Origin of the sequence: Mycolicibacterium aromaticivorans JS19b1 = JCM 16368 (genome assembly GCF_000559085.1) — a bacterium.
Classification (GTDB): Bacteria; Actinomycetota; Actinomycetes; order Mycobacteriales; family Mycobacteriaceae; genus Mycobacterium; species Mycobacterium aromaticivorans.
In genome coordinates, this window is record NZ_JALN02000001.1 from 3,559,261 (window position 1) to 3,574,041 (window position 14,781).

The 14,781-nt window shown below is 64.1% G+C and carries 15 protein-coding genes; 7 read left to right on the top strand and 8 right to left on the bottom strand.

The annotated features are described in order from the left end of the window. The first annotated feature begins 203 nt into the window (after positions 1 to 203). Positions 204 to 1,007: a transglutaminase-like domain-containing protein gene (locus Y900_RS17060; protein ID WP_192827522.1), complete on the top strand. Its 804-nt coding sequence runs from the start codon at positions 204 to 206 to the stop codon at positions 1,005 to 1,007. Positions 1,008 to 1,086: 79 nt separating this feature from the next. Then, positions 1,087 to 1,287, top strand: a complete 201-nt coding sequence (locus Y900_RS32145; RefSeq protein WP_131536191.1) for a hypothetical protein — start codon at positions 1,087 to 1,089, stop codon at positions 1,285 to 1,287. 47 nt (positions 1,288 to 1,334) lie between these two features. On the opposite strand, the gene Y900_RS17065 is transcribed toward Y900_RS32145, so the two are convergent. Then, positions 1,335 to 2,498 carry a N(5)-(carboxyethyl)ornithine synthase gene (locus Y900_RS17065; RefSeq protein ID WP_036343375.1) on the bottom strand — a complete coding sequence of 388 codons (1,164 nt, stop codon included), beginning with the start codon at positions 2,496 to 2,498 and terminating at the stop codon, positions 1,335 to 1,337. Between the two features lie 419 nt (positions 2,499 to 2,917). Here Y900_RS17065 and Y900_RS17070 point away from each other — a divergent pair, with 419 nt between their 5' ends. Then, positions 2,918 to 3,520, top strand: coding sequence for a TetR/AcrR family transcriptional regulator (locus Y900_RS17070; RefSeq protein WP_036347075.1), 603 nt, complete (start codon positions 2,918 to 2,920; stop codon positions 3,518 to 3,520). Positions 3,521 to 3,588: 68 nt separating this feature from the next. On the opposite strand, the gene Y900_RS17075 is transcribed toward Y900_RS17070, so the two are convergent. Then, the gene (locus tag Y900_RS17075; protein WP_036343377.1) at positions 3,589 to 3,792 is read right to left on the bottom strand and encodes a cold-shock protein; all 204 of its coding nucleotides are present in this window, start codon (positions 3,790 to 3,792) and stop codon (positions 3,589 to 3,591) included. A gap of 76 nt (positions 3,793 to 3,868) precedes the next feature. Beyond that, positions 3,869 to 5,251 carry a DEAD/DEAH box helicase gene (locus Y900_RS17080; protein WP_036343379.1) on the bottom strand — a complete coding sequence of 461 codons (1,383 nt, stop codon included), beginning with the start codon at positions 5,249 to 5,251 and terminating at the stop codon, positions 3,869 to 3,871. 265 nt (positions 5,252 to 5,516) lie between these two features. On the opposite strand from Y900_RS17080, the gene Y900_RS17085 reads away from it, so the two are divergent. Then, a complete protein-coding gene (locus tag Y900_RS17085) occupies positions 5,517 to 6,767 on the top strand; it encodes a KasA/KasB family beta-ketoacyl-ACP synthase (protein WP_036343380.1) in 1,251 nt (416 codons plus the stop codon). On the opposite strand, the gene Y900_RS17090 is transcribed toward Y900_RS17085, so the two are convergent. After that, positions 6,768 to 7,652 (bottom strand): cyclopropane mycolic acid synthase family methyltransferase, encoded by an 885-nt coding sequence (locus tag Y900_RS17090; protein WP_036343382.1) that lies wholly within the window; start codon positions 7,650 to 7,652, stop codon positions 6,768 to 6,770. Positions 7,653 to 7,714: 62 nt separating this feature from the next. Continuing rightward, positions 7,715 to 8,644, bottom strand: a complete 930-nt coding sequence (locus tag Y900_RS17095; protein ID WP_036347077.1) for a cyclopropane mycolic acid synthase family methyltransferase — start codon at positions 8,642 to 8,644, stop codon at positions 7,715 to 7,717. 107 nt (positions 8,645 to 8,751) lie between these two features. Between Y900_RS17095 and Y900_RS17100 the strand changes: the two genes are divergently transcribed. Then, positions 8,752 to 9,297 (top strand): class I SAM-dependent methyltransferase, encoded by a 546-nt coding sequence (locus Y900_RS17100; RefSeq protein WP_036347079.1) that lies wholly within the window; start codon positions 8,752 to 8,754, stop codon positions 9,295 to 9,297. On the opposite strand, the gene Y900_RS17105 is transcribed toward Y900_RS17100, so the two are convergent. Then, positions 9,294 to 10,151, bottom strand: a complete 858-nt coding sequence (locus tag Y900_RS17105) for an NYN domain-containing protein (RefSeq protein WP_036343384.1) — start codon at positions 10,149 to 10,151, stop codon at positions 9,294 to 9,296. The two genes, Y900_RS17100 and Y900_RS17105, sit on opposite strands and share 4 nt — an antisense overlap. A 155-nt stretch (positions 10,152 to 10,306) precedes the next feature. On the opposite strand from Y900_RS17105, the gene Y900_RS17110 reads away from it, so the two are divergent. Both Y900_RS17110 and Y900_RS17115 read left to right on the top strand, forming a co-directional pair. Then, positions 10,307 to 11,557 (top strand): L,D-transpeptidase, encoded by a 1,251-nt coding sequence (locus Y900_RS17110; RefSeq protein ID WP_420329773.1) that lies wholly within the window; start codon positions 10,307 to 10,309, stop codon positions 11,555 to 11,557. A gap of 260 nt (positions 11,558 to 11,817) precedes the next feature. Beyond that, the gene (locus Y900_RS17115; protein ID WP_237752584.1) at positions 11,818 to 12,984 is read left to right on the top strand and encodes a L,D-transpeptidase; all 1,167 of its coding nucleotides are present in this window, start codon (positions 11,818 to 11,820) and stop codon (positions 12,982 to 12,984) included. 4 nt (positions 12,985 to 12,988) lie between these two features. On the opposite strand, the gene Y900_RS17120 is transcribed toward Y900_RS17115, so the two are convergent. Together Y900_RS17120 and Y900_RS17125 are read right to left on the bottom strand one after the other, a co-directional pair. Then, a complete protein-coding gene (locus tag Y900_RS17120; protein ID WP_192827523.1) occupies positions 12,989 to 13,618 on the bottom strand; it encodes a hypothetical protein in 630 nt (209 codons plus the stop codon). 47 nt (positions 13,619 to 13,665) lie between these two features. Continuing rightward, a complete protein-coding gene (locus Y900_RS17125) occupies positions 13,666 to 14,385 on the bottom strand; it encodes a hypothetical protein (protein ID WP_036343388.1) in 720 nt (239 codons plus the stop codon). Positions 14,386 to 14,781 lie beyond the last annotated feature (396 nt).

Sequence of the window (14,781 nt, forward strand, 5' to 3'; positions counted from 1 at the left end):
GGTGGTCAACGGCGACAACGACTGGTTGACGGTGAACGATATTGTGCGTGCGGGTGTCCGGCGCTCGGCGCGCGGTCGAGAATTGATTGCAGCCGAGGAGATTTGGGATTCCGAAGGCCGTCATTCAGAGCCTGCGGCTATCGCTCCGTCGAGATTCTGGTGGACGTGAGCGCAGCGCGGCCGGGCAGGGCATCATGGTCGTTATGAAGCGAGAGGTGGCCGCCCAGCTCGAGGTGGAGATCAGCGGTCCGACGACTCTGGAGTTCCAAATCGCCGTCGCGCCGCATCCGGGAGCCGAAGTGTCCGAGGCGTTGTCCTTCGTCCTGAACGGGCTCCCCGTCGCCGCGGTGGAGATCAGCGGCGAGCATGGCAACCGAATCCACAAACTCGATGTTCCGGTGGGAACGCTGAGGGTCGCCTATGAGGCGACGATCGTGGGCCGAACGAACCCGGCGCCAGTGACCGAGTACGACTTGTCAAGGTACCTGCGCCCCAGCAGGTATGCGGAGGCTGACAAGTTCTATGGCTTCGCCGCAACGGAGTTCGGTGACTACCTCGACTCGGAATCGCTGTTGGAGCACGTGGCGTCCTGGGTGGGAAACAGATTGAACTATGTGCCCGGCTCCAGCGACCCGATCGATGGGGCGGTGGATACGTTGCTGGCGGGGGCGGGGGTGTGTCGCGACTTCGCCCACCTGGTCGTCGCTCTGCTACGGGCGGTCAACGTGCCCGCCCGAGTCGTCTCGGTGTACGCGCCGGGTCTGTACCCCATGGATTTTCACGCTGTCGCCGAGGCGTACGTGAGAGGGCAGTGGAGGGTCGTCGACGGAACGCTCTTGGCGCCGCGGCAAACCCTGGTGCGGATTGCCACCGGCCGTGACGCGGCGGACATTGCCTTCCTGGACAACCATAAGGGCGCAATCACGCTGAACAGACTGGAGGTCATGGCGATCGTCGACGGCGATCTGCCCAGAGACTCGCTTGATCAACTGGTGTCGATCCAGTGAGCCGAGAGACGATGCCGCACGCATCGTCGAAACGAGTCGATCGGCCGCACTGTCTCAGCATTGAGACCACAATCCCGGTATGGATATACAGATTCACCAAGCGGACGGGCGAGTAAGTCGTTACCCAGACGCCACCGGCTATGAGCTGATGCCCGATGCGGTGCTCAAGGTTGATGTTGATGGAAGCCTGCTGTTCTTCAATTCACGGTTCTGGCTTCAGCTCGCGGTCGACGTGGCCGATCCGGACCCGTTCAACGTCAACGCGAACCCATTGAGATAGCCTCGCGCCTCTGAAACGTGGCGCCGTTGTCGTTCAGCAGCAGCGGCTTACGTCGCTACGCGATGCGGGTAGTCCTCCGCCCGGTGCTGAAAGGACAAGATCGTCGGGTTGCGGACAACACCGTCGCGAATCTCCACAGCCCGGGAGACCGTCGTGCTGCTCTCCCAGAAATCCGGTCCGGCCAAGACTGTCGAGATGTGCGGCAACAGCGCCTCACTGATCTCCCACGTTGCCGAATTCCACAGGTACGACGGGCTGTGGTCGACGGCGTAGTAGTACACGTCGGAACCCACGGTGATGACCGGGTCGGTGAACGACGTCGGCCGGGCCCAGCTGAAACCCATTCCGGTGTCGCAGGAGACGTCGACGATCAGGCTGCCGGGAGCGAACGCGTCGAGTTCGTCTGCGGTCACGAAGATCAGGGGCGCCTCCGGATCCTGTAGGACGCAGTTGACGACGATGTCGTTATCGGCCAGCAGTGTCGCTGCTGGGGCAGGACCGTCGGGGGTGTCCGCCCAAGTACGCGCTGCGTCGTCGGAGTCCTGCCACATCTTGAAGATCTGGGTGGAGTGAATCGGCGAGGCGACCGCCGCCGCATCGCGGTTGGTGAGCACCCGCACGTCATCGACGCCGTGCGCGTTGAGGGCAGTGACCGCTCCACGCGCGGTCGCGCCGAATCCGATTACCGCCGCCCGCAACCGTCGGCCATAACTGCCGGTGATGCCTGCCAACTGCATCGAATGGAGGACGGAGCAATAACCGGCGAGTTCATTGTTCTTGTGGAACACGTGGAGTGCGAAGGAACCATCGGCGTGCCAATGGTTCATCGCCTCGAAGGCGATGATTGTCAATCGCCGGTCGATGGCGGCCTGCGTCAAGGCAACGTCCTGGACACAGTGTGGCCATCCCCAGACCACTTGTCCGACCTTCATCTCCGCGAGGTCTTCGGCCTGGATCTTGGGCAGCAGGATGACGTCACACTCGGCGATCAACTGATCACGCGGCTTGATCCCGGCGACCAGCCCGGCCAGAGTCTCGTCAGTGACGCCGAAGTGTTCGCCAAAGCCGTGCTCGAGAAACATCCGCTGTCGCAGCGCGGCGTCGATTCTGTCGATATGCGAGGGATGGATGGGTAGCCGACGCTCGTTCTCTTTGCGCGACCGAGCGAGTACGCCGAGTGAAAGTTGAGAGTTTTCAGGGCTTTTCGACATGCAGTGGGCCTCTGTTCCCGAGGGTGGCGCGTTGACGGCTTGGCTGCGGAGCCGACTGGCCACCGCGGACAACCATAGCTCACGTCAGAGGCGGTGCATCTCTCGCGACATCCTTGAGTGCTCGACGAAGCCGGCACGCGGTGGTGGCGACTTGAGGTTCTTACCCCGTGGTTCCTGCTCGGCGAATGCGGGCGCACGTAACCATGAAGCAATGCGGCTCAGGAAGCGTCCCGGCGACAGTCCGCCGGCTCCGATAGCGACCATCACGGTCCTCCGTTCGATCAACCTCTTCGCGCTAGACTAGATCGTCTAGACTGATAGGTCTAGACCGTGTGGTCTAGGCCACATCGTCTAATCGCGGACGAAAGCGGCCTATAGTGGGGAAAGCCCAGTTCACCGATGGTTCGGAGGCGGTTCGAATGACGACGCAGCAGGAAGCGGCGCTCTCGCACAAGGAGCGGCTGTTTCGCGCTGGCGCGAAGTTGTTCTATGAAAACGGCTTTCACGGGACCACGATCGACGCAGTCCTTGCCGAGGCCGGCGTGCCGAAAGGCTCGTTCTATCACCACTTCGGCTCCAAAGACGCATTCGGTCAGGCGGTCTTGAGCCGATATATGGGGTTCCAGGGGGAACTGGTCGCCACCTGGGCCGCCAGAACCGACCTGTCGACCGCCGACATAGTGACCGGCTACTACCGGGACATGTCCCAGGTCTTCATCAAGTCAGGTTTCCAGACGGCCTGCCTGACCGGAAAATTCTCCACCGAGGTGGCCGCCACCTCCGACGTCTTCCGGCCACAACTAGCCGGACAAATCGATGGGTGGAAGGCGCGGCTCTCAGCGCTGTTCACGGCGGGACAGAAGCGCGGCGACGTTCGCCAGGACCGCGCGGCCGAAGATCTCGCTGATGTGGTGCTCGCACTCATTCAGGGTTCGTTCGTGTTGACCTTGTCCACCCGCGACGAGCACACGCTCGAGGCGGTGTGTGACGCGATTCGGCAGCTGATCGAACCCCCGAACTGAACCTGCCAAAAGCGAAGGGCTGGTGCGGTATTGCCGCACCAGCCCTTGCTTGTGGTATGAGGTCCGAGTCAGACCGCGGAAACCCGCGTCGCTTGGGGGCCCTTGGGTCCCTGTCCGACCTCGAACTGGACTCGCTGGTTCTCCTCGAGCGACTTGTAGCCGTTGCCCTGGATTTCCGAGTAGTGCACGAACAGATCCTGCTCGCCACTGTCAGGAGCGATGAAGCCGAAGCCCTTTTCGCCGTTGAACCATTTCACAGTTCCCTGTGCCATCTATTTCTTCTTCTCTCATTCAGATGGATGCCGGAGGCATCCCTTGCTCGCTCCGGCGGGCCCGCCGGAACGAAATCTAGTTGGTGCCAACCGCTGAGCGCGGCCGACGGGCACGACGCCGGCCGGGCTGGCCACCACCGTGAGCTTGGTTGTTGCCGGACTGGCCACCACGAGACTGGCCGCCACGAGGCTGGCCCGACTGGCCGCCGCGTGACTGGCCACCACGGCCGCGGCCCTGTGTGGAGGTGTGGCGAGGCGCAGCAGGAGCCGGCGCGGGTGGCGGAGCCTGGTACGCGGCGACCTCGCCGACCAACGCCTGCACGGGCTCGGAATCTGCCGAAACCTGTTGCGGGGTGGCCTTTATGCCGGCCTTGCGCAGCAGCGCCTGGGTGTCGCGGCGCTGCTCAGGCAGCACCACTGTGACCACGTCGCCGGTGCGTCCCGCTCGCGCGGTACGACCTGAGCGATGCAGGTATGCCTTGTGTTCGGCGGGCGGGTCGATATGGACGACCAGCTCGACGTCGTCGACGTGGACACCGCGCGCAGCGATGTCGGTTGCGACCAGCACCCGGGCCGTCCCGGCGGCGAACGCCGCCAGGTTGCGGTCGCGGGCCGGCTGAGAAAGGTTGCCGTGCAGATCAACTGACGGAATACCGGCCTGCGTGAGTTGCTTGGCCAACTTGCGAGCGTGATGCTTGGTGCGCAAGAACAGGATTCGGCGTCCGGTGCCGGAGGCCAGGGCGTGCACCAAGTCCTTCTTGGCATCGACGCCGGCCACGTGGAACACGTGGTGGGTCATCGCGTCGACCGGCGACGTGTCCGAATCGACCGCGTGCGACACCTGGTCGCGCAGGAACCGGGCCACCAGCTTGTCTACGCCGTTGTCCAGGGTCGCCGAGAACAGCAGGCGCTGTCCGCCGGCCGGGGTGGCAGCGAGGATTCGGGTGACGCCGGGCAGGAAGCCCAGGTCGGCCATGTGGTCGGCCTCGTCGATCACGGTGATCTCGACCGCGTCGAGCGTGATCAAGCGCTGGCGCATCAGGTCTTCCAGACGCCCCGGGCAGGCGACCACGATGTCGACGCCGGCCTGCAGCGCCTTGACCTGCTTGTTCTGCGGAACGCCACCGAAGATGGTGGTAACCCGCAGACCGGAGGCCTCAGCCAGCGGTTGCAGCGTCGCGGTGATCTGGGTGGCCAGCTCACGGGTCGGTGCCAGGACCAGGCCCGAGGGTCGCGACGACCGCCGGGTGGTGTCGGCCAGCCGGCTGACCAGCGGAATGGAGAACGCCAGCGTCTTGCCGCTGCCGGTCTTGCCCCGACCGAGCACGTCGCGGCCGGCCAGAGTGTCCGGCAGGGTCGAGACCTGGATCGGGAAGGGATGGGTGATGCCGCCGTCGGACAGTGCGCGCACCAATGAGGGGCGCACGCCGAGATCGGCGAACGTCAATTCGGGATTCATGAAGCCTTTCGGGCATCGATACATGGCGAGATTGCCGGAGGGCAAAATCGATCGCCGCGAGACTGTGTGCTTGGTGGCACTGATCAGCTGAACTCGGCTTCCGCAAAGCGGTTGTGCCGGTGAAGTGAAGGTGTTCCACGACGTGCTGGCGGCCGTTTCCAGCTGCCAACGTTGTTGCAAGCATATCAGCTTGAAGCCGGTATATATTCCCGGAGTAGCGGGTATCCCTCGCGTCACCTGGACGCGACCGAAGGGGTCAGCGGTGATGACAGCGTTGCGGACCGGCGACGGACTCGCCGATGTGGTGGTCACGGCAGTGGCGTCGACCACTGCTGTGGCACCGGACGCCGAAGAAACCTGGCAGCAGTTGCTCGAGGGCGGCAGCGGAATTCGCCGACTCGACAAGTGGTTCATCCACGAATACGAGTCGCCGGTGCGGATCGGCGGGACCCTGCGCGAAGACTTCGACGAACACCTCAACCGGGTAGAGCTTCGCCGGCTGTCCTATCTGGGCAAGATGTCGACAGTGGTGGGCCGCAGGCTGTGGGCGGCCGCCGGCTCACCCGAGGTTGACACCAGTCGGTTGCTGGTCTCGATCGGTACGGCCCTGGCGAACACCGAAGAAATCGCAGAGGGTGCCGTCGACTGGCACGCCCGCGGTCTGCGGGCGATGTCACCGCTGGCGGTCCAGATGCACATGCCCAACGCGCCTGCCGCCGCGGTCGGGCTGGAACGCAAGGCCAGAGCCGGTGTGATTGCGCCGTTGATGGGCGATGCATCCGGCGCTGGCGCGATCGCCCAGGCCTGGCGACACATAGTCTTGGGGGAGGCCGACATCGCGATATGCGGCGCCGTCGAAACCCAGGTCGAGGCGGTGCCGGTGGCGGCCTTCCACGAGCTGGGCCTGCTGTCCACCAACAACGACGACCCGGCCGGCGCGTGCCGCCCCTTCGACCGGCACCGCGACGGGATGGTGCTCGGGGAGGGCGCCGCCATGTTGCTGATCGAAACCGAGGAGCACGCCAAGGCCCGCGGTGCACCGATCCTGGCTCGGCTCCTGGGTGCATCGACGAACTCCGATGCCTACGACCTGCTCCGGCCGGACCCGACCGGGGAAACGGCCGCTGCCGCTATCACCCACGCGATCGACCTGGCCGGCTTGCAGCCATCCGATATCGACCACGTGAACGCCCACGCCACCGGAACGACGTTCGGCGACCTCGCCGAGGCCCGCGCGATCCGGCACGCCTTCGGCGGCCACATGCCCGCGGTCTACGCGCCCAAGGCGGCGCTCGGCCACTCGCTGGGCTCAGCGGGAGCGATCGAGGCGGTCCTCACTGTGCAAGCGCTGCGCGACGGTGTCGTGCCGGCCACTCGCAACCTGAAGGACCTCGATCCCGAGATCGACCTCGACGTGGTGGTCGACCGGCCGCGTCGAGCCGACTACAGATATGCCGTCAGCACCACGATGGGCATGGGCGGCTACAACGTGGTCCTGGCGTTCGGTGCCGCCTGATCAGCGCTTGACCAAGGTGAACTGCCCGACCTCGGACACGCCCCGGCGGAAGAAATCCGAGCAGCCGATGAGGTAGCGCATGTAGCGGTCGTACACCTCGACCGACGTCACCTCGATGGCCCGATCACGCGCGGCCTCCAGCCGCTCCGACCAGATGTCGAGGGTGCGCACGTAGTGCGGCGTCAGGTACTGAAGCTCTTCGACCGCGAAGCCGGCCTTCTCCGAGAATTCGATGACGTCCTCGTCGCAGGGCACCGCCCCGCCCGGGAAGATCTCCTTGGAGATGAACCGCATGAACTTCAGATCCGACATCACGATCGGGATCCCGAGCTCCGGCCAGCGTTTCAGCGGGTGGCCCATGATCGTCTGCAACACCATTCGACCGTCGTCGGGCATCACGCGGTGGCAGGTGTCGAAGAACGCGGCGTAGCGATCCTTCGGAAACGCTTCGAACGCTTCGATACTGACGATCCGATCGACCGGCTCGTCGAATTCTTCCCAGCCGCGCAGCTGAATTTGCCGAGACCGCTTGGTCTCGACAGCATCCAGCACCTCTTGGCCCAATGCGCGTTGATTTCTGCTCAACGTCAAACCGAGGGTGTTCACGTCGAATCTTTGCGCTGCGCGCTTCATCACCGAACCCCAGCCGCAGCCGACGTCCAGCAAGGTCATTCCGGGCTGCAGGCCCAACTTGTCCAGTGCCAGATCGATTTTCGCGAGCTGCGCATCTTCGAGCGACGTGTCCTCACCCTCGAAGTACGCGCAGCTGTATGTGCGCGTCGGATCCTGGAAGAGCGCAAAGAAGTCGTTCGAGAGATCGTAGTGCGCCTGGACATCCTCGTAGGCCGGGCGCAGCTGCGTTGAACCTGAACCACTTTCCGTCATCGTCGGCCGACCCCCTCTTCTTGAGATGTGTACGCCGTCACGACGCCAACTATGAAAAAAGGCTAACCGATTGCCTTTTCACACGTGAACTGGCATATGTCGGTGTAGCCGTTGCGGAACAGATCCGCGCACCCGGTCAGGTACTTGTCGAAGCGCTCGTAGATCTCTTCTGAGGTGATCGCGACCGCCTCGTCCTTCTTGGCCTCCAAGTTCGCGGCCCAGGTGTCCAGAGTGCGGGCGTAGTGCGCCTGCAGGTGCTGCTCGCGGGTCACGTTGTAGCCGGCCGTGACTGCGTGCTGACGGACCATCGAGGCGAGCGGCAACCGGCCGCCGGGATAGATCTCATCCATGATGAATTTGATGAAGCGCACCCGCGACATCGTCAGCGGGAGCTTCTTGGCTTTGATCTCCTCGTCCTCCGGAATGATGATCGTGTGTAGCAACATCACGCCGTCGTCGGGCATCCAGCTGAAGGTCTTCTTGAAGTAGTCGTCGTACTTGTTGAAGCCGAAGTGCTCGAAGGCGCCGATCGAGACGATCCGGTCGACCTTGCCGTCGAACTCCTCCCACGGCTGCAGCCGAACCTCCATCCTGCGGTCGGTGTCGATGTTCGGGAACCGGTTCTGCTCGATGTGCTTCTTCTGGTTCTCCGACAGCGTGAGGCCGATGACGTTCACGTCGTACTTCTCCACGGCGCGCTGAATCGTCGAGCCCCAGCCGCAACCGATATCCAGCAGCGTCATGCCCGGTTCCAGCCCGAGCTTGCCCAGAGAAAGGTCGACCTTGGCCATCTGGGCTTCTTCGAGGGACATGTCGTCGCGCTCGAAGTAGGCACAGCTGTACGTCTGGGTGGGGTCCTGCCACAGCTTGAAGAAGTCGTTGGAAATGTCGTAGTGGAACTGCACTTCCTTCTTGTCCGACCCGCGAGTCTGGGACGCGGACTTCGACAGCCACTGCGATGAGGGAGACGTTGTACGGGGTGTGTCAGTCACAGGCGTTCCGTCCTCAGTGCGTGGGTAGGGATCCGACGCGGTGTACCCATTCAGCCTGATCTCAATCATCGCTCTGCGAGGGCATTTTGCCGACTACCGTGGTCGGCGTGGCCGAGGCCGACGGTGTCAGCTGGGACGGCAAATACGCGGGCCGGACAGCCGGGCCGCCGCGTCTGCCCGAGGTGTTTGCGCCGTACGCCGACGAGGTCCCAACCGCGGGCCACGCGCTGGAGCTGGCCTGCGGATTCGGGCAGGCGTCCGTGTGGCTGGCTGAGCGCGGGCTGACCGTACAGGCTGTGGACGTCTCGGCCGTGGCGATCGAGCAAGCGCAGGGCCTGGCTAGCAGCCACGGAGTCGGCGACCGCTGCACGTTCTCGGTCGCCGATCTCGACGACGGACTTACCCCGGGGCCGCCGGCCACGATGATCCTGTGCCATCGGTTTCGCGATCCGGCCCTGTATTCGCCGATCCGCGACCGACTGGCGGCGGACGGTCTGCTCGCGATCAGTGTGCTCAGCGAGGTCGGCGCCGAGCCGGGGCCGTTCCGCGCCCGCGCCGGTGAGCTTCGGAAGGCATTCGCCGGATTGCAGCCGTTGGCTGCGGGGGAGGGCGACGGCCAGGCCTGGCTGCTGGCGCGTCGTTCCCGCCGCTAACGCAGTTTGACCATGCGGGTGGTGGAGCTTTCGTCGAGCTCCACGACGTCGGTGCGGGATCGCAGAAAGTCGCTGAACGACTTGAATCCCAACGACTTCTCCGAAAACGACGGGTCCATCCGCTTCATCTGAGCCTTGACCGCAGAATTGTGCAGCCAGTCGGCGTCGTCTTTGCCCAGACCGATCTGCAGCGCCCGCTGCAACAGCGCGGTCGCCGCGGTCTGCGGGTCGGGCGACTCCTTGTCGTTGTCGGCCGATTTCGCGCGCCGGGTTCGCTTCGGTGGTTCCTCAGTCAACGTCTGCTCGACTTCCGGGACACCGGGCAGTGAGTCATAGATGACGAAATCGTCGCAGGCCGCCGCGAGCGCACGGCTCGACGAACCGGCCACGCCGATGCCGACGACGTAGCGGCCCAGCCGCTTGCAACGCTGAGCGAGCGGGATGTAGTCGGAATCGCCGGCCACGATCACCACGTGCGTCAGGTCGGGCAGTCGGAACATATCTTCGACGGCGTCGACAGCCAGCCGGATGTCGGCGGCGTTCTTTCCGTAGGCCGCGGCCGGGAACAGCTGCACCAAATCCACCGCCCGGCCTACCAGCTGCTGCTGGTACTCGGCGTTGACATCGGCGGACCAGTCCGCATACGCGCGCGTCAATACCACCGTCCCGAACGACGACGCGAAATCCAGGATCGCCCCCACATCGACACGTGCCCGAGCCAGCTTGCCGGCCTCCAATCCCTTGGCCTTGTCGCGTTGAAAAGAGTTGCGGCCGTTGACCTGGTCGTAGCGGGAAATGACGATGTTGTCGAAGTCGAGGTACACCGCAACACGTGCAGCGCCAGGTTCGGTCATGTACTCGAGTCTTGTCCATGTTGTGACGCGGCACGCGCCTTTGCCCGAACGTGAAGCGCTCCCAGTGCGTCTATGCTTCAGGGGCCCGGCTCATTTGGGTATCCCGCCAACAGTGGCCAACCTCGTAAAATTCGCATGGAGCAAACAAGTTGACCGTGAGTCGTCGAGCCCGTGGAGCCTGCCTTGGCGTGGTTCTGGCGGTGCTGGCCGTGCTCGGCGGGGTTGTCGTCACCACCGCGCCGCACTGCCCTGAGCACTGCCGCACGGAGGCTGCCGCCCTCACTCCACAGCCGGCGCCGTCGAAGGACCCTGCCGCCGTCACCCTCACCCCGGCCGACGGTGCCACCGGCGTCGACCCGCTCGGCGGGATCACCGTCGTCGCCAACACCGGCATGCTGACCCACGTCACGATGGTCAACGACGCCGACAAGCCGATCCCGGGAGTCGTCACTCCGGACTTCAAGACCTGGAAGCCGACCGTGCCGCTGGGCTACGGACGCTCCTACACCCTTACCGTCGAGGCCCGTGGCCCCGGCGGTGTGCCGTCCACGATGTCGTCGACGTTCCAGACGTTGGTGCCCAGCGATCAGACCCAGGTGTCGTTCACCGCGGCGGGCTGGCAGCCGATCGACGGTGCCCGGTTGGGGATCGGCACCGTCATCGTCGCGCACTTCGGTGAGCCCATCAGCGACCGGGCCGCCGCCGAGCAGCACCTGTCGGTCACCACCAATCCGCCGGTGCGCGGATCCTGGTACTGGATGGACGACCAAACCGCCCACTGGCGTCCTGAGAAGTATTACGCCCCAGGCACTTCGGTGACAGTGCGGGCCAACATCTACGGGGTGCCGCTTGGCGACGGGCTCTATGGCGAACAGGACTCCACCGCGACATTCACCATCGGCGATGCGCACGTCTCCGTCGCCGATGACACGACCAAGCAGGTCAGCGTCTTCGATAACGGCAAGCTGGTACGCACCATGCCGACCTCCATGGGCCGCGGTGGCACAGAGACGATCGGCGGACAGACCCTGTCGTTCTGGACCCCGCCCGGTGTCTACACCGTGATGGACAAGGCCAACCCCGTGATCATGGACTCGTCCACTTATGGGCTGCCCATCAACTCGCGGCTGGGCTATCGCGAAACAATCCCGTACGCCACTCGCATCAGCCCGGACGGCATCTACCTGCATCAGCTGAACGCGACCGTGTGGGCGCAGGGCAACACCGACACCTCGCACGGCTGCCTCAACCTCAGCGGAGAGAATGCCGCCTGGTTCTACGACTTCTCCGTACCCGGAGACGTGGTGGAGGTGAAGAACACCGGTGGCCCGCCGCTGCAGCTGACGCAGAACGGTGACTGGACAGTGCCATGGAGCGAGTGGCTCAAAGGCAGTGCGCTGCACTGAGTTGGTATCGGGGGAATTAAATTTCGCTAATGAATGGATGTTTGCTGCAGGTCGTCGCTGGGTCGGCGTTCGCCGGGTGACTATCCGGACCTGCGGAAGTCTATGATCTCAGGCGTCAAAGGTGACGCCGGCAACACATCGTCGACCTGTTCTGGAGTGATTTTCGGTGGTCTTTTCCCGTCCGGCTCGCACGGCCGGCCTGGTGGTGGGGGTGTTGCTTCTCGCTGTTCTGGTGAGCGACGTCGCCGGGGTGCCAGGGCGTGTGCAAGACCGCCACCGCGACCGCCCAGGTGCAGTTGCCGCCAGCGCCGCCCAAGCCACCGATGCTCGGCATCGCGCCGGCGAACGGCTCAACCGACCTCAGCCCGATGAGCCGAGTCTCCGCCCAAGTGGTCGGCGGCAGCTTGACCAACGTCTCGCTGGTCGACGACTACGGCAACGTTCTGACCGGGGTGCTGTCGCCGGATGGGACGTCATGGCAACCGGCCCAGCCCCTCAAGTACGGGCGCACCTACACGATGCAGGTCGCCAGCCAAGGTGCCAGCGGTCTGCCGCTGACGCGAAGTTCCAAGTTCTCCACCGCATCACCCGACTACCTCACCCACGTGTACCTCGAGACTCCGGGCGGGCTGCCGATCCACGACGACATCCGCTACGGCATTGGCACGATCATCGCCGCACGCTTCGATGAAAACATCTCCGACAAGGCGGCAGCGGAACGCAACCTGGTGGTGACCACGAACCCGCCGGTGCAGGGGGCCTGGTATTGGGTCGACGACAGGACCGCACACTGGCGCCCGGCGAAGTACTACGCGCCGGGCACCACCGTGTCAGTGGCCGCCAACATCTTCGGGGTTCGAGTCGGCGACGGGATGTACGGCGAGGAAAACGAGAAGGCCACCTTCACGATCGGCGACGCGCACGTCTCCGTCGCCGACGACACGACCAAGACGGTCAGCGTGTTCGACAACGGCAAACTCGTCCGGTCGATGCCGACGTCGATGGGGCAGGGCGGCTACCAAACCATTGCGGGACGGACGTTTTCATTCTGGACCCCACCCGGGGTGTACACCGTGATCGACAAAGCCGAATCGGTGACGATGGACTCGTCGACCTACGGTCTGCCGGTGGCCTCGTCGATGGGATACAAGGTGAAGATCCCGTACGCCACCCGGATCAGCACCGACGGCATCTATCTGCATCAACTGAACGAGACGGTCTGGGCGCAGGGCAATACCAACACCTCGCACGGCTGCCTGAATCTCAACGGTTCGAACGCCTCGTGGTTCTTCAATTTCTCGCAGCCCGGTGACGTCGTGGAGGTCAAGAACACCGGCGGTCCGAAGCTGGAGATCTGGCAGAACGGTGACTGGTCGCTCCCGTGGGGCGAATGGTTGAAGGGCAGTGCCCTGACGCCCAAGCCTTAGGGCGTCAGGGCTGCTTGCTGGTGCTTCGGCCCGAGCCGGCCGTCGCTTTGGGTTTCTGCTCGCTGGTGCGCGGCGCCGTAGTGATTCGGTGCGACGACGGTGTCGGTTTGGCGCCAGTATTCATGCCGGCGTTTCGTTGTGGGCCAGCGAAACCTCGCTTGGATGATGCTGCAGTCGTCGGCGTCGTGCTTGGCGAGACAAGCGAACTGAGGTACTTGCCGGTTACGCCGGCGGCTTGGCTCACCAGGTAGATCGGGCCGACCGCCCATCCGGCGAGGCCGAGCCCGAGCGCCGTCAGAGCTTCCGGTTGATTGAGGCTCCCGCCGAGGATGTGCAACGCTGCGTCGAAGAGCACGGCTACGCCGATGCTCGCCGGCATCGTCACGGGAAAGGCCGCGTACCACACCGGAGACAAGGCAACGAGAGCAGCGAGATCGGCAATCAAGGTCACCGCGCCCTGCAGTTGTTGCCCTCTGACGTTGGCGTGGGCGGACGCCGCTGCGCTCCTTCGAGGTGGTGTGAATTCGGTGTTGGGAGTAAATGCCACGGTGGTGAGATCGACGGCGAGGGTTTGAGTCTGAATTGCGGGCGCAAGACACGGGGTCGTGATGTCGGTCGTGTGGGGTGCCGCCACCACGCCGGCGGAGATGATTGCCGCTGCGGCGATAGCGGTAGTTCTCATCAATGGGTTGTCTTGCTCGTCGCGCGGCCTGATCCCGCGGTTCCTGCCTGCTTCTTGTCGGTGGTCCTCGATATGCGCTGAGCCGTCCGATGCGGCGATTCCTTCTGGGCGGCAGATGAACTCGCTCTCGTGCGTCCTGATCCTGCCAGGCCACTCTTGGCGGGAAGGTTGGGGAGCACGGTTCGAGACGCGGGAGTGGAATTCGACTGCACCGAAGCAGACGTCGGTTTCGGCGCCGCGGTCAACGCAATCAGTGGGGATGCCAGAAAGTAGGGGGCCAATAGGAAGCTCGCGAGGCTCGATTGGAGAATGAAAACGGGGTCGAGTGTGATCGGCTGCATGCTGACGCCTTTGACCAACACGTTCAGCAACACTCCGATGCCGACGCTCAGTGGCAAAGTAATCGGGAACGTCGTATACCAAGCCGACGCGACAGCGATCACGCCGATAGTCGCGACCACCTGCTGCGGAGTAGGCGGTGCAAAGTTCAGTTGCGGAATCGCCGCGGCATTACGGTCGGATCTTGCGCTGTTTGCGGTGGTTTGTGCCACGGCGGTCAGATCAACCACGATCGTGGACAGCTCTATCGCGTGAGGGTGCCGCGGGGTTGCAACGTCTTGTGCGATCGGCGCGGACACCAGGCTGACCGCAACGACCGTCGTTATGCCAGCTGCAGCGAGCCGAAAGATATTGGCACTGTTGGCAATCGATTCAGTCATGTGATCGTTCCTTCATCGTGGGCCGCCCTGATCGGGCGGCTTGGGGACACCTTTTGCTGGCTAGCTCGGATCTGCTCGATGTGGTCTCATGCAACGTCAGCCCCGGGTCGGGTATGGGGTTTGAGATGGCTGGTCTCCGCGAGTACGCGAGACCGTGGGCGACGTGGCGTCCCCGGCCCTGTGCGCGGAACTCGGTCGAGTGCCTGCTCGTGGCGACGGTTGATGGGGTATTCCGCTGTGAGACAGGGCTTGTGACGGCGTACGAGATGAAGTTCAACGGGGCGTACACGAATATGTCGAGCGCCGCTTTCACGAGCCATGGATCGGCGACTTTCGGGTTCCGAGCGTCGCTTCCCAATGCGTAGACACCCAGCCATCCCGCGAGCAGGAAGCTAA

What these genes read in the sequence shown, in the direction of transcription:
- Y900_RS17065 (WP_036343375.1), bottom strand. Translation starts at nt 2,498, where the DNA reads ATGTCGAAAAGCCCTGAAAACTCTCAACTTTCACTCGGCGTACTCGCT.
- Y900_RS17090 (WP_036343382.1), bottom strand. Translation starts at nt 7,652, where the DNA reads ATGACGGAAAGTGGTTCAGGTTCAACGCAGCTGCGCCCGGCCTACGAG.
- Y900_RS17085 (WP_036343380.1), top strand. Translation starts at nt 5,517, where the DNA reads ATGACAGCGTTGCGGACCGGCGACGGACTCGCCGATGTGGTGGTCACG.
- Y900_RS17060 (WP_192827522.1), top strand. Translation starts at nt 204, where the DNA reads ATGAAGCGAGAGGTGGCCGCCCAGCTCGAGGTGGAGATCAGCGGTCCG.
- Y900_RS17125 (WP_036343388.1), bottom strand. Translation starts at nt 14,385, where the DNA reads ATGACTGAATCGATTGCCAACAGTGCCAATATCTTTCGGCTCGCTGCA.
- Y900_RS17080 (WP_036343379.1), bottom strand. Translation starts at nt 5,251, where the DNA reads ATGAATCCCGAATTGACGTTCGCCGATCTCGGCGTGCGCCCCTCATTG.
- Y900_RS17105 (WP_036343384.1), bottom strand. Translation starts at nt 10,151, where the DNA reads ATGACCGAACCTGGCGCTGCACGTGTTGCGGTGTACCTCGACTTCGAC.
- Y900_RS17075 (WP_036343377.1), bottom strand. Translation starts at nt 3,792, where the DNA reads ATGGCACAGGGAACTGTGAAATGGTTCAACGGCGAAAAGGGCTTCGGC.
- Y900_RS17070 (WP_036347075.1), top strand. Translation starts at nt 2,918, where the DNA reads ATGACGACGCAGCAGGAAGCGGCGCTCTCGCACAAGGAGCGGCTGTTT.
- Y900_RS32145 (WP_131536191.1), top strand. Translation starts at nt 1,087, where the DNA reads ATGGATATACAGATTCACCAAGCGGACGGGCGAGTAAGTCGTTACCCA.